Annotated in this window: 11 protein-coding genes; 6 read left to right on the top strand and 5 right to left on the bottom strand. The window is 52.0% G+C overall.

The features are described from left to right. Positions 1-12: 12 nt before the first annotated feature. Complete coding sequence (locus H2P46_RS19200) at positions 13-318, bottom strand: OapA N-terminal domain-containing protein (protein WP_202987525.1); 306 nt, start codon at positions 316-318, stop codon at positions 13-15. Between the two features lie 220 nt (positions 319-538). Between H2P46_RS19200 and fklB the strand changes: the two genes are divergently transcribed. Then, positions 539-1,159 carry a BamJ family beta-barrel-assembly machinery protein gene (fklB, locus tag H2P46_RS19205; protein ID WP_193406452.1) on the top strand — a complete coding sequence of 207 codons (621 nt, stop codon included), beginning with the start codon at positions 539-541 and terminating at the stop codon, positions 1,157-1,159. 202 nt (positions 1,160-1,361) lie between these two features. On the opposite strand, the gene H2P46_RS19210 is transcribed toward fklB, so the two are convergent. Then, a complete protein-coding gene (locus H2P46_RS19210; protein WP_193406453.1) occupies positions 1,362-3,311 on the bottom strand; it encodes a bifunctional 2',3'-cyclic-nucleotide 2'-phosphodiesterase/3'-nucleotidase in 1,950 nt (649 codons plus the stop codon). A 291-nt stretch (positions 3,312-3,602) separates the two neighbouring features. Between H2P46_RS19210 and cysQ the strand changes: the two genes are divergently transcribed. Then, positions 3,603-4,346 carry a 3'(2'),5'-bisphosphate nucleotidase CysQ gene (gene cysQ, locus H2P46_RS19215; protein WP_193406454.1) on the top strand — a complete coding sequence of 248 codons (744 nt, stop codon included), beginning with the start codon at positions 3,603-3,605 and terminating at the stop codon, positions 4,344-4,346. Between the two features lie 40 nt (positions 4,347-4,386). Here cysQ and H2P46_RS19220 read toward each other — a convergent pair whose 3' ends face one another. Continuing rightward, entirely contained in the window at positions 4,387-4,944 is a 558-nt protein-coding gene (locus H2P46_RS19220) for a YtfJ family protein (protein ID WP_193406455.1), read from the bottom strand. Between the two features lie 314 nt (positions 4,945-5,258). Between H2P46_RS19220 and H2P46_RS19225 the strand changes: the two genes are divergently transcribed. Next, the gene (locus tag H2P46_RS19225; RefSeq protein ID WP_003855513.1) at positions 5,259-5,465 is read left to right on the top strand and encodes a DUF1107 domain-containing protein; all 207 of its coding nucleotides are present in this window, start codon (positions 5,259-5,261) and stop codon (positions 5,463-5,465) included. Between the two features lie 35 nt (positions 5,466-5,500). Here H2P46_RS19225 and paeA read toward each other — a convergent pair whose 3' ends face one another. After that, complete coding sequence (paeA, locus tag H2P46_RS19230) at positions 5,501-6,823, bottom strand: polyamine export protein PaeA (RefSeq protein WP_193406456.1); 1,323 nt, start codon at positions 6,821-6,823, stop codon at positions 5,501-5,503. Positions 6,824-7,339: 516 nt separating this feature from the next. On the opposite strand from paeA, the gene tamA reads away from it, so the two are divergent. The 3 genes from tamA to H2P46_RS19245 are packed head-to-tail and all read left to right on the top strand — an operon-like array spanning position 7,340 to position 13,178. Further along, complete coding sequence (gene tamA / locus H2P46_RS19235) at positions 7,340-9,055, top strand: autotransporter assembly complex protein TamA (protein WP_193406541.1); 1,716 nt, start codon at positions 7,340-7,342, stop codon at positions 9,053-9,055. Continuing rightward, positions 9,052-12,822 (top strand): autotransporter assembly complex protein TamB, encoded by a 3,771-nt coding sequence (gene tamB / locus H2P46_RS19240; RefSeq protein WP_193406457.1) that lies wholly within the window; start codon positions 9,052-9,054, stop codon positions 12,820-12,822. The genes tamA and tamB overlap by 4 nt, the downstream gene beginning before the upstream one ends. Before the next feature lie 2 nt (positions 12,823-12,824). Further along, the gene (locus H2P46_RS19245) at positions 12,825-13,178 is read left to right on the top strand and encodes a gamma-glutamylcyclotransferase family protein (RefSeq protein ID WP_193406458.1); all 354 of its coding nucleotides are present in this window, start codon (positions 12,825-12,827) and stop codon (positions 13,176-13,178) included. A 51-nt stretch (positions 13,179-13,229) separates the two neighbouring features. Here the strand turns inward: H2P46_RS19245 and ppa are convergent, their stop codons facing one another. Then, the gene (gene ppa / locus H2P46_RS19250) at positions 13,230-13,760 is read right to left on the bottom strand and encodes an inorganic diphosphatase (RefSeq protein ID WP_193406459.1); all 531 of its coding nucleotides are present in this window, start codon (positions 13,758-13,760) and stop codon (positions 13,230-13,232) included. Between the last annotated feature and the right edge of the window lie 20 nt (positions 13,761-13,780).

Here is a 13,780-nt window from a genome sequence, read left to right on the forward strand (position 1 = left end):
CGCTCGAATGATTCAAAGGGGGTGGGTCAGTTTTACTTTGGCAGGGTGGGTCAGAATTCGATCGGTATTGACAACCAGCAGCGCGAGGACAATGCCACGGCGATGCGGAGCAGGTAGCGGATCCATCCAGCGAATCGTGTCGGTGAAATGCCAGATACGCTGAAGCCAGGCAGGTAAGCGGGATGACGCGTCTGAAGCCATTCGTAATTCCTCCTCTCCGGCGGATTGCTGCGGCTTGCGCGAGGGCAGCCAGGCTTGCAGCCGGGATAAAATACGCGGTGCGCGCGTCCTGCGGCGTCGTGGGGCAATCTGGCCCATGTTCTCTCTCTTCAATTTGTGCCACCGACAAGGATAACCTTGTCGATTGTTATAGTATGGGCAATGTGGGCGCGCAGTGCCCGCCAGCATTGATAAATTTGACCTGTGTATTGTTTCTCTTTCGCCGGGAAAAGTCATCTGCGACGCAGGGCATTTTACGCCAGCAGCCTGCGCTGTTATGCTGCCCGTTCGAATTTTTCCCAGAGTGAAAGGAACGAAGATGACAACCCCTTCTTTCGACAGCGTCGAAGCACAAGCAAGTTACGGTATTGGTTTACAGGTTGGCCAGCAGCTGCTGGAATCTGGTCTGCAAGGTCTGCAACCAGAAGCACTGCTCGCGGGCCTGCGCGACGCGCTGGAAGGGAACTCACCGGCGGTGCCGGTTGATGTTGTGCATCGTGCGCTGCGTGAAGTGCACGAACGTGCTGAAGGCGTACGCCGTGAACGTACCGAAGCGATGGCTGCTCAGGGCCAGGTATTTCTGACTGAATATGCACAGCGTGAAGGCGTGAGCAGTACGGAATCTGGCTTGCAGTTCAGCGTAATCACCCAGGGCGACGGCCCTATCCCGTCTCGTCAGGATCGCGTTCGCGTTCATTACACCGGCAAGCTGATCGACGGCACGGTGTTTGACAGCTCGGTCGCACGTGGCGAGCCAGCAGAATTCCCGGTTAGCGGTGTTATTGCTGGCTGGATTGAAGCGCTGACGCTGATGCCTGTTGGCTCAAAATGGGAATTAGTGATCCCGCATAATCTCGCATACGGCGAACGTGGCGCGGGCGCCTCTATCCCGCCATTCAGCACGCTGGTATTTGAAGTAGAACTGCTGGAAATTCTGTAACGCTTCTGGCAACGTCATAAAAAAACCAGCCTTTGGGCTGGTTTTTTTATGCAATGGTTAAACCGTGTGAATCAAACGGATTGCGCGCCGGGTATGGGATGTTTTAGCCACAAGTCCCCTCAACGGGCCGTTATGCACCAGCATGGAGCGCTGGCGCATCATGCTGCTAACCGTGCCTGACTGGCGTAGAAAGGCTGGCCACTTAATCGGCCTGCTTTTGCAAATCTGCCTGCCAAATCGCAAAACCGCGCTCATCGCTACCTTTCGGCTGCATCGGATATTGCGCGTGCTGCTTAATAAAGCCATTGGCTTTATTTCCTGGGGCGGTTTCAAAACGAATATCCAGCGGGATCGCGGCTGTGATCGGGGCCAGACGCCAGTTATTATCCGCTTGCGGCTGCACTTCATCGTGCTTTTTGGTTTCTGTACTAATATAAGCCGCCACTACCGAGCGATTCTCATCCGGCGAAGCAAACGCAATATACCTGTCGCCCGTCCCGGCAAATTTGCCGCCGTAAGCGCGGTAATTGTTCGTCGCGACGAGGAAAATGGCCGCCGGATCTATCGGCTTGCCTTGCCAGCTAAGCTGTTTAATGCGCGAAGCCGCGGGATGGATGAGCTGGCATTCCGCGTCATAACGAGCAGGTTGCGTTACGTCGATCTGATATTTCACACCATCAATCACATCAAAATTGTAGGTACGAAAATCCCAGTTAATCAGTGATTGCGGCTGGCTGCTGGTGGGATCAATTTGATTAAACTGACCTGCTGAGCATTCCAGCCACTCTTTCACCTGCGCACCGCTGATTTTCATCACCACCAGAGTATTGGGATAGAGATACAGGTCAGCAGCGTTACGGAAGGTCAGCGGGCCTTTCTCAACCTCTACGTAGCTGGCGGGATCGTTTTTACGTTCACCGGCTTTAAAGGGGGCGGCAGCTGAAAGTACCGGTAAACGTCCTAAATCAGGATCGCCCTGAATAAAATGTTCAACGTAGGCTCGCTGGGCATTGTTAACAATCTGTACCGTCGGATCGTCCTGCACCAGCGATAAATAGCTGTACATCACATCTGCGGATTTACCGATCGGCTGGGCAACAAATTCTCGCGTAGCACGATGATCATCAGCCAATATTTTTACCAGGGCCGGATCTTCAGCAGCGAGTGGCTTCTTCTGTGCGGTATCATAAATTGGGCGCGCCTGCGCTTTGCCGCTGCTGACCCGCCAGTGTCCATTATCATTATTCAGTACGAGGTCAACCACGCCGAGATGATCGCCCCACATTCCCGGCATTACCGCAGGAATACCATTCAGCGTGCCGTTAGTAATATCTGCGCCTTTGATCGCCGCAAAATCCTGGCTGGGGTATACCGCATGGGCGTGACCAAACAAAATTGCATCAATACCTTTAACCTGACTGAGGTAATAAACCGAGTTTTCGGCCATCGCATGGTAAGGCTCGCTGCTCAGGCCAGAATGCGGAACGGCAATAATCAGCTCAGCCCCCTGGGCGCGCATTTCAGGAATATAGCGGCGAGCGGTTTCGGTGATGTCATCGACGCGTACTTTTCCCTGTAAATTTGCTTTGTCCCACACCATGATTTGCGGTGGAACAAAACCGATGTAACCAATCTTCACGCTTTGGCGTTTGCCGTCGCGATCAATAACCTCCGTTGGTTTAATCAGATAAGGCGTAAACAGCGGTTTGCCGCTTTTCACATCAATGACGTTGGCGTTGATATAAGGAAAACGTGCGCCGGAGAGGGCTTTTTTCAGATAAGGCAAGCCGTAATTAAATTCATGGTTGCCAAGGTTACCCACGCTGTAATCCAGCGTATTCAGGGCTTTATACACCGGATGAATTTCGCCAGCCTGCATGCCTTTTGCCGCCATATAATCGCCCAGCGGGCTGCCCTGAATGATGTCGCCGTTATCCACCAGGACACTATTTTTGACCTCCTGACGGGCTGCATGGATCAGCGAGGCGGTGCGCACCAGGCCAAACTTCTCGGTTGGCGTATCCTTGTAATAATCGAAATCCATCATATTGCTGTGCAAATCGGTCGTTTCCAGCACGCGTAAATCTACGGTTGCTGCTGATAATGCGGTGGACATCCCAAACGCCAGTAACGTTATGCCAGGCTTAAACATGCAATCTCCTGCTCCCAAAGGTTTAAGCTCCCAAAATAATGTAAAAGCTTGATGGATGGTCATTTTAAAACGTGATGTATATAACGCTTTGATGCTTTGGGAGCGGGCTTGCAAATTTCAGATTTTGCCGTCGCGGCGCAAGTGTGGCGATGCGGATTGAACTATGGTATTGATATATCTATGAAATGCTTTGCTGTAGTGTGGTCACACAGCGCAGATAGCGGAGCGGCTAAATGTAACCGATCGGGTGCTGAGATAGATACGCAGCATTCGCATAACACGAGGTGAAAAATGTTAGAGCAAATCTGCCAACTGGCGCGTGAAGCGGGCGACGCCATTATGCAAGTTTACAACGGTGCGGCACCGCTTGACGTTGCTCGCAAGTCTGATGATTCGCCTGTCACCGCAGCGGACATCGCGGCACACAATATTATTGTCCACGGCTTAAAGCAGCTGTCACCCGATGTTCCGGTACTGTCAGAAGAAGATCCACCCGGTTGGGATGTTCGTCAGCACTGGCAGCGTTACTGGCTGGTGGATCCACTGGATGGCACCAAAGAGTTCCTGAAGCGTAACGGTGAGTTCACTGTCAATATCGCGCTGATTGAACAAGGCAAACCGGTGCTGGGCGTGGTTTATGCTCCCGCGTTAGGCGTGATGTATGCGGCAGCAGAAGGTAAAGCCTGGAAAGAAGAGAGCGGTCAGCGCACACAAATTCATGTGCAGGAGGCGCGTCCGCCGCTGGTGGTAGTCAGCCGTTCACACGGTAATGATGATGAGATGAAAGAATATTTGAAACAGCTGGGCGAGCATCAGACGGTTGCCACCGGTTCCTCGCTGAAGTTCTGCCTGGTGGCGGAAGGCAAGGCTCAGTTGTATCCGCGTTTTGGACCGACCAATATCTGGGATACGGGCGCAGGTCACGCGGTCGCGATGGCGGCCGGGGCACATGTGCATGACTGGCAGGGAAAAACACTGGATTACGCGCCACGGGAATCTTTCCTGAACCCTGGCTTCCGCGTTTCACTGTTCTGAGATGAAAACGGGAGGTTTTCCTCCCGTTAATCAATGCGGCTTACTGTTTCAGCAAGGCCTGCAATAATGACATCACCTGTTTTATTTCGTCCTGAGTCAGTGAGCCGTCTTTAACAAAGCGCACATGCCCGCTTTTATCCAGCACGACAATCGCGGAACTGCCTTCTTCCAGCTGCCAGGCTTTCTGCACATTGCCCTGGCTATCAACAATAAATTGTGACCACGGATAGTGCTGCTTGTTAGTCTGGATGCTGCTGCGTACAAACATGCCAGTGCCGGGGATGGCATCATCCGTATTAACCACGGTGTTGGTCTGATAGCGATCGTGCGGCAACCTGGCGGATTTAATTGCTTCAATCAGCGCCGCATTCTTTTCTTTTGCTGATGAACGACCGGCAATATGCTGAATTACGCGTACCTTTCCGTTCAGTTGCACACTGTTCCAGCTTCTGTAACTAAACTTATCCTGTTGCCAAATCAGTTCGCCTTTGTCGTTAACGCCCACCGCAGGAACACGTTCGCCCTGTTTAATAGCATGGGCCAGCACGCTAACCGGCATGAACATCGCAAAAACCGCTGCCGCTACCGTTATTCGCATACAAGCTCCTTTGGTGATCCGACCAGTTAGTCATTTTATTGCAATAGTAAGCAGCGAAGATAAGGCTGTCGCGAAAATGTTTCATCTTTGTTACGGGCGCCACAATTATTTAACGACCGAAGGTTTATACTGGCTTAAATGAACGTGCTAACAGAGTGTTCTGTAATGGTGTGTAAACTCAGTAAAAAAATTCAATTTTCGGAACATGCGTAACGCAGAGTGTTCTATAGTTTATCCGCAATTCGCGCTTCAAGGGCTCGTACCGATTTTGGAAACGGCGAAGCGTGTTTATAAATGTTCAGGAGTTAAACAGTATGAAGATCTTCCAACGCTATAATCCGCTACAAATAGCGAAATACGTAAAAACGTTATTCAAAGGAAGGTTGTATATCAAGGATGTTGGCGCGTTTGAGTTTGATAAAGGAAAAGTTTTGATTCCGCGCGTCAAAGACAAACAGCATCTGAGCGTAATGTCAGAAATCAATCGCCAGGTTGTGCGTCTCAAGCTTGAGTTCAACTAAGCAAACAGAAGGGCGCCGTTGGCGCCCTTAGTATTTTACTCTTCACTGCTTTTTGTGACGTTCAGTACCGGCGGACGCTCATCAATCCGCGTCACTAAGAGCTGGTCAATGCGATAACTGTCAATATCTACCACTTCAAACTTAAATCCGGCAAACTTTACAAAGTCGGTGCGTTTCGGAATTTTTCGCAGCATATACATCATAAAGCCGCCAATAGTTTCGTAGTTGCCGGACTGTGGAAACTCATCGATATGCAGCACACGCATCACGTCATCGATTGGCGTACCGCCTTCTACCAGCCATGAATTTTCATCACGCGCCACAATTTGTTCTTCCATGCCCTGACCCACTAAATCACCCATCAGCGTGGTCATTACGTCATTTAGCGTAATAATGCCCACCACCAACGCGTATTCATTCATGATCACCGCAAAGTCTTCACCGGCAGTTTTAAAACTTTCCAGCGCTTCTGACAGCGTCAGCGTATCCGGCACGATCAACGCAGAACGGATTTGCAGGCCGCTGTTTAACGTCATACTTTGATTACCCAGTACGCGCAGCAGCAATTCTTTGGAATCAACATAGCCAACGATATGGTCAATATCGCCGCTGCATACCAGAAATTTGGAATGGGGATGTTCAGCGATTTTAGTTTTAAGGCTGTTTTCTTCTTCGTTCAGATCGAACCAGACAATATTTTCACGCGAGGTCATGGAAGAAGGAACGGTTCGCGACTCCAGCTCAAACACATTTTCAATGAGTTCATGCTCTTGCTTACGCAGCACACCGGCGAGCGCACCCGCTTCCACTACCGCGTAAATATCATCGGAGGTGATGTCATCTTTACGCACCATTGGCAGCTTGAAGATCCGAAAGAAGACGTTAGCCAGACCGTTAAACAAAAATACCAGCGGGCGAAACAGCATCAGGCAGAAGCGCATCGGATTGATGATGCGCAAGGCGACAGTTTCAGGCGCAATCATACCAACGCGTTTTGGCGTCAGGTCGGCAAACAGAATAAACAGGCTGGTGACGATGGTGAAAGAGCAGATAAAGCTGAGTTGATCGGCAAGGACCGGATCGACAAAGCGACGAAATAACTGGCTGAAAGCAGGAGAAAAAGCCGCATCACCGACGATACCGCCGAGGATGGCGACCGCATTCAGGCCGATTTGCACCACAGTAAAGAACATACCGGGTGTTTCCTGCATTTTTAATACACGTTGTGCATTAACGTTGCCTTCATCGGCCAGCAGTTTAAGTTTGATCTTGCGAGCGGCTGCCAGCGAGATTTCCGAGAGGGAGAAAAAGGCACTGATTACAATCAGTAAAAGAATGACAAGCAAGCTATCTAACATATGAGATCCAAAGGGTTATCCACTTGTCATTTTTGGCCTGGGCAGCGTGCGGGTAAGAGCGTACGTCATGTACTTACCAGTCAGTCTGGGCTATCCGTGCCAAAAATGTCTGCGCCAATTCGACAAGAAGGGTAAATGTCGGGGCAGAAATGAAAACAGGCGATATGCCTGTGGTGGCTGATTATAGCAGCAGCCATATTGTCGCCGCCAGAGGGCGAATCGCGGCATTAATGGCAAATATCCGGCTTAACGTGTTTTAGAGTCTTGGGATTATTCTGAGTGAGGCGGGTCAGAAAGCGGATCATCCGCGCAGTTGTTGTATCGATCCCGACATTTGCCGACAATAGACGTCGATTTGACTTAGATAATGTTTTTAGTCGTCGTTTAAAAAAGTAAGGCTATGATGATGTTATTGCCATCGGGTTTGGCCTGACAAAAATGATTAATGAGGGCTCTGTGGAAAAGGGGCCGGCATGATTAACAGGAGTACAAGTGCCAAAATTTTATAATTATTGTATGGTCAGCCTGCTGCTTGTCGCGCCAGCGCTTGGGGCAGCGACAGTACGATTGCAGTTGGAAGGGTTAACCGGGGATTTACAAAAAAACGTCAGGGCGCGCCTGTCGACTATCGGCAGCGATGAGGTCTCAAATGATGGCCGTTTCCGCGCACGCGTGTCGGAAGCGGTTAAAGAAGGGCTACGCGCGCTGGGTTATTACGAACCTGAAATCGCTTTTGAATCACGTCCGGCATCCGCTCAGGGTGGGCGTCCGTTACTGATTGCCCGCGTAACGCCGGGTGAACCGGTAAAAATTGGCGGTAGCACGATTGTTATTGAAGGCGAGGCGAAAAACGACGCCGATTATAAAGCATGGGTAGAACAAGGTCGGCCGAAAGTTGGCACCCAACTGAATCACGGCCAGTATGACAAATTCAAAAGCGGTTTTTCGAATCTTGCCTTGCGCAACGGCTATTTCGACGGCGATTTCAAAAAAAGCCAGCTCGGCGTATCGGTCGAACGACGCGAAGCTTTTTGGGACATTGATTACGACAGCGGCCCGCGCTATCGCTTCGGCGATGTCAGCTTTGAAGGTTCGCAAATTCGTGATGAATATCTGCACAATCTGGTGCCGTTTAAAAAGGGCGATTACTACAGCTCGCGCGATCTGGCAGAGCTAAACCGCCGCCTGTCGGCCACTGGCTGGTTTAATTCAGTGGTGGTTGCGCCAGAATTTAAAGAAGGGCGAAAAACCAAAGTGCTGCCGCTCAGCGCGGCGGTCTCGCCGCGCGTTGAAAACACCATCGAAACGGGTGTCGGCTATTCAACGGATGTCGGTCCACGTCTGAAAGGCACCTGGAAGAAACCGTGGATAAACGATCGCGGCCACAGTCTGACGACGAGCGCCTACCTTTCTGCACCAGAGCAGCAACTCGATTTCACTTACAAAGTTCCGCTGCTAAAAAGCCCGCTTGAGCAGTATTACACCTTCTCCGGCGGTTTGAAGCGCACCGATCTCAACGATACGGAATCCGATACTTCCACCCTTGCGGTATCGCGTTACTGGGATAACAGCTCCGGCTGGCAAAAAGCGATCAACCTGCGCTGGAGGCTCGACCACTTTACCCAGGGCAACGTGACGAACACCACGATGCTGCTTTATCCTGGCGTCAGCCTGAACCGTACCCGTTCACGGGGGGGGTTGATGCCCACCTGGGGGGATTCGCAGCGCTATTCAGTGGATGTGTCTGATACAACCTGGGGATCGGATGTGGATTTCCTGATCCTGCAGGCGCAAAACGTCTGGATCCGCACCCTGGGCGATAAACATCGCTTCGTCGTTCGCGGCAATGTTGGCTGGATCGAAACCAACGATTTCGACAAAGTGCCGCCGGATCTGCGCTTCTTCGCTGGCGGTGACCGCAGTATTCGCGGCTATAAATATAAAGACATTTCACCGCGCGACAGTGACGGCAAGCTGACCGGCGCCTCGAAACTGGCTACCGGATCGCTGGAATATCAATACAACGTGACCGGAAAATGGTGGGGCGCGGTATTCGTGGATTCTGGCGAAGCGGTTAACGATATTAAGCAGAGTAATTTCAAAACTGGCGCAGGCGTTGGCGTGCGCTGGTCATCGCCGGTTGGACCGATTAAGTTCGATATTGCCCGGCCGATAGGTGATAGCGAGGAACATGGATTGCAATTTTATATAGGACTGGGGCCTGAACTATGAAGCTGTGGAAAAAGGTCCTGATCGGCATTCTCATCTTTTTAGTGCTGTTATTGGGCGGCGTGGTATTTCTGATTGGTACGACGCCAGGCTTGCATCTGGTGCTAAACGGCGCGTCACGCTGGGTGCCGGGTTTGTCGATCAAACAGGTTGAGGGCGGCTGGCGTAACCTTTCGATTAACGGTCTACGCTATGAAATGCCGGGCGTCAGCGTTGACGCTGGCAACATCCATCTGGCGGTAGATTTGAAATGTCTGCTGCATTCGTCGGTCTGCGTTAATGATGTCACGCTGAAAGACATCAGCGTCGTGGTTGATAGCAAGAAAATGACGCCAGCCAGTGCACCGCCGCCAGAAGAGGAAAGCGGCAGCACCAGTCTCAGCACGCCGTATCCCATCACGTTGCGCCATCTTGGCCTGCATAACATCAACGTCAAAGTGGATGATACGGCGATTTCGCTGATGGATTTCACTACAGGAATGCAATGGCAGGATCGTGCACTGACGCTCAACCCAACGCATATTCAAAGCCTGCTGATTGCCTTGCCAAAAGCGGCAAAAGTGGCTGATGAACAGGTGATTCAGCCTAAAGTGCAGCAGCCGCAGCCGAATGAAAAACCGCTGGGCGAAACGCTGCAGGAAATGTTTGCCAAACCGCTACTGCCTGAATTGCCAGATTTCCAGTTACCGCTGGATATTGATGTGCAAGAAATTTTGGGTGAGCAGCTACGCATTACCGGCGATACTGATATATCGGTTAATCGGCTGTTGGTAAAAGCAAAAACCGCCAATCGCCAGATGCAGCTACAAACGCTGGACGTTGATTCGAATCTGGGCCAGCTGAATGGCAGCGGGCAGGCCACATTAGCCGATAACTGGCCGGTAGATTTCTCGCTCAACGGCATGGCGAATGTCGATCCGCTGAAAGGCGAAAGCATTAAACTGAAGCTTAACGGTGCGATGCGCGACGAACTGACGTTAGCGCTGAATTTATCGGGTCCGGTACGTGCGCAGCTAGATGCCACAACGCAACCGGCGGTAGCGGGCTTGCCGCTGTCGCTGAAACTTACCAGTCCACAATTACGCTGGCCATTAACCGGCCCGGTGCAATATCAGGCTGATAAACTTGATTATCAGTTCAAAGGCAAAGCGACGGATTACGTCATGTCGCTGCGAACGGCGGTAAAAGGCGAAGGTGTGCCGCCTGCCACTGTAGCGCTTGATGGCAAAGGTAATGTGCAGCAGTTCAGCCTTGATAAACTCCGCGTCGCGGCGTTGCAGGGCAATATTGATCTCACCGCGCAGGTAGACTGGAGCAAAGCGATTAGCTGGCGCAGCGAGTTATTGCTGTCAGGCATCAATACCGCGAAACAGTACCCTGACTGGCCTGCAAAGCTGGATGGCAAAATCACCACGCGCGGCAGTGTATACGGCGGAACCTGGCAGTTGAGCGTGCCGCAGTTGCAGCTGAAAGGGAATGTGAAGCAGAACGCAGTGACGGCGGGCGGTTCGCTGAGCGGTAACAGTTATAACCAATGGACGGTACCGGGCATCAAGCTGGCGTTAGGACGCAATCATGTAGAGGTGAAAGGTGAACTGGGCGATAAGCTTAACCTTGACGCGAATATTGATGCACCGCAGCTAAATAACGCCTTACCGGGCTTAGGTGGCGTGATAAAAGGCACCATTAAGGCGCGCGGCACATTGCAGGCACCGCAGGTTTTAGCTGCCCTGAATGGCACCGGTTTGCGCTGGCAGCAGCTACAAATCAACCGCGTCACGCTGGATGGTGATGTGCGTTCCAGCGATCAAATCGCCGGTAAATTGCAGCTGCGCGTTGAGCAACTGAAGCAGGATGCGCTGAATATCAACCTGCTGACCCTTAATGCCGACGGCAATGAAAAACAGCATCAGCTTAAACTGGACGTGCAGGGCAGGCCAGTTTCCGGCCAGCTGGCCTTAAATGGCAGCTTTGACCGCAAGGAACAGCGCTGGAAAGGTTCGCTGAATAATACCCACTTCGACACGCCAGTAGGCGAATGGCATCTGACGCGGGCGATGGCGATTGACTATCTCAACGCCAAACAAACCGCAACCATTGGGCCACACTGCTGGCAAAACCCGAACGCGCAGCTTTGCGTACCGGAGCCGGTAGTCGCCGGACCGAACGGACATGCGCATGTGGCACTGAACCGCTTTGATTTGGCAATAATTAAGCCATTTATGCCCGAAGCGACAAAACTGAGCGGCGTATTCAGTGGCGATGCGCGGGTAAACTGGACCGCAGAAGGCGGCTTACCGACCGGCACCATCGCGCTAAAAGGCAATGGAGTAAAAGTTGATCAGGATGTGCAGGGCAACACGCTGCCCATCGCTTTTGATACGCTTAATCTGAATGCCGCACTGCGTAACGGACGCGCCCAGCTCGACTGGCTGATCCACATAGCGAATAACGGTCAGCTGGATGGCAATGTCCAGATTAACGATCCTGAAAATCGCCGTACGCTGGGCGGTAACGTCAACATCCGCAATATCTCGCTGGCGATGCTTAATCCGGCGCTGATGCAAGGCGAAAAGATCAAGGGCAATCTGAACAGCAGCCTGCGTCTTGGCGGCAGCGTACAGCAACCGCAGGTGTTTGGTCAGCTTGGTTTGCAGGATGTCGATGTGGATGGCAGCTTCATGCCGATTGATCTCACCGCGGCGAATCTGAATCTGGTGTTTAACGGTATGAGTTCCACTCTGCAGGGGTTGATTCAAACCGCGCAGGGCAACATCAACCTGAACGGTAACGCAGACTGGAGCCAGCTTGATAACTGGCGTGCCCGCATTGCCGCCCAGGGCAGCAAAGTGCGGGTAACCGTGCCGCCGATGGTGCGCATGGATGTCTCGCCAGATCTGGTGTTTGAAGCCACGCCTGTAGCCTTCAATCTGGATGGTCGCGTTGATATTCCCTGGGCGCGAATTATCGTACAGGAAGTGCCGGAAAGCGCCACCGGCGTTTCGTCGGATGAAGTGATGCTGGATCAGAACCTCAAACCTATCCAGCCGAAGACTGCCTCGATTCCGATCAACAGCAATCTGATGATCCACGTTGGCGATGATGTCCGGCTGTCGGCCTTTGGTCTGAAAGCGAAACTCAATGGTGATCTGAAACTGGTACAGGATAAATCGGGGCTGGGCTTAAACGGACAAATCAATATTCCATCCGGGCGCTTCCATGCATATGGTCAGGACCTGATTGTGCGTAAAGGTGAATTGCAGTTTGCCGGACCACCGGATCAGCCTTACATCAACCTTGAAGCGATCCGTAACCCGGAAGCGACCGAAGATGATGTCACCGCTGGCCTGCGCGTCACGGGACTGGCCGACGAGCCGAAAGTTGAAGTGTTCTCTGACCCGGCGATGTCGCAACAGGAAGCGCTTTCTTACTTGCTGCGTGGTCAGGGACTCAACAGCGATGGCGACAGTAATGCGTTAACCTCAGCATTGGTTGGCCTGGGGGTTGCACAAAGTGGGCAGGTTGTGGGTAAAATCGGTGAGACATTCGGTGTCAGCAATCTTGCCCTTGATACCACTGGCGTTGGCGACAGCCAGCAGGTGCAGGTCAGCGGCTATGTGCTGCCGGGTCTACAAGTAAAATATGGTGTCGGCATTTTTGATTCACTGGCGACGTTAACCTTGCGTTACCGCCTGATGCCCAAACTCTATCTGGAAGCCGTATCCGGTGTGGATCAGGCTCTCGATTTGCTCTATCAGTTTGAGTTTTAGCAATGCGAATAATTGTTTACGGCAGTTTACGGCGCAAACAGGGAAACAGTCACTGGATGACGAACGCGCAATGGCTGGGTGATTACCCGATTGAGGGCTTTGAGCTCTACAGTCTTGGTCATTATCCTGGGGTCATCCAGGGCAATGGAGCGGTACAGTGTGAAGTTTACCGCATTGATGCCTCAACCCTTGCGGAGCTGGACGCGCTCCGCACGAAGGGGGGCGAGTACAAACGACATTTGATCCAGACGCCTTTTGGCAGCGCCTGGCTTTACGTCTATCAACGCTCGGTGGCAGGGCGCCAACGAATCATGAGTGGAGACTGGCTAAAGCGCGATGAGGAACCGGAAGTCTGAACAAAAACACCGTCCAACTGGACGGTGTTTTTTTAGGGCTCGTCAGCAGAATTATTTTTTCTGTGCGCGCTCGTAAGAAGAGGTGATTTCGGCTTTGGCCGCTTCGGCGTTATCCCAACCGTCAACTTTCACCCATTTGCCTTTTTCCAGATCTTTATAGTGCTCAAAGAAGTGGGTGATCTGTGCACGCAGCAACTCTGGCAGGTCGTTCACATCTTTAATGTGATCATACTCTTTAGAGAGTTTGGTATGCGGAACGGCAACCAGCTTGGCGTCTTCGCCAGACTCGTCGGTCATTTTCAGCACGCCAACTGGGCGGCAGCGGATCACGGAGCCTGGCTCCAGTGGATACGGGGTTGGCACCAGTACATCAACCGGATCGCCATCCAGTGACAAAGTGTGGTTGATGTAGCCGTAGTTGCATGGATAGAACATGGCGGTAGACATAAAGCGGTCTACAAACAGGGCGCCAGACTCTTTATCAACTTCATATTTGATCGGATCGGCATTCGCCGGAATCTCAATGATTACGTAGATATCTTCTGGCAGGTCTTTACCTGCTGGCACCTGGTTCAAACTCATCGGGCATTCCTTCAGTAGTC

This window comes from Mixta mediterraneensis, assembly GCF_014946725.1.
Classification (GTDB): domain Bacteria; phylum Pseudomonadota; class Gammaproteobacteria; order Enterobacterales; family Enterobacteriaceae; genus Pantoea; species Pantoea mediterraneensis.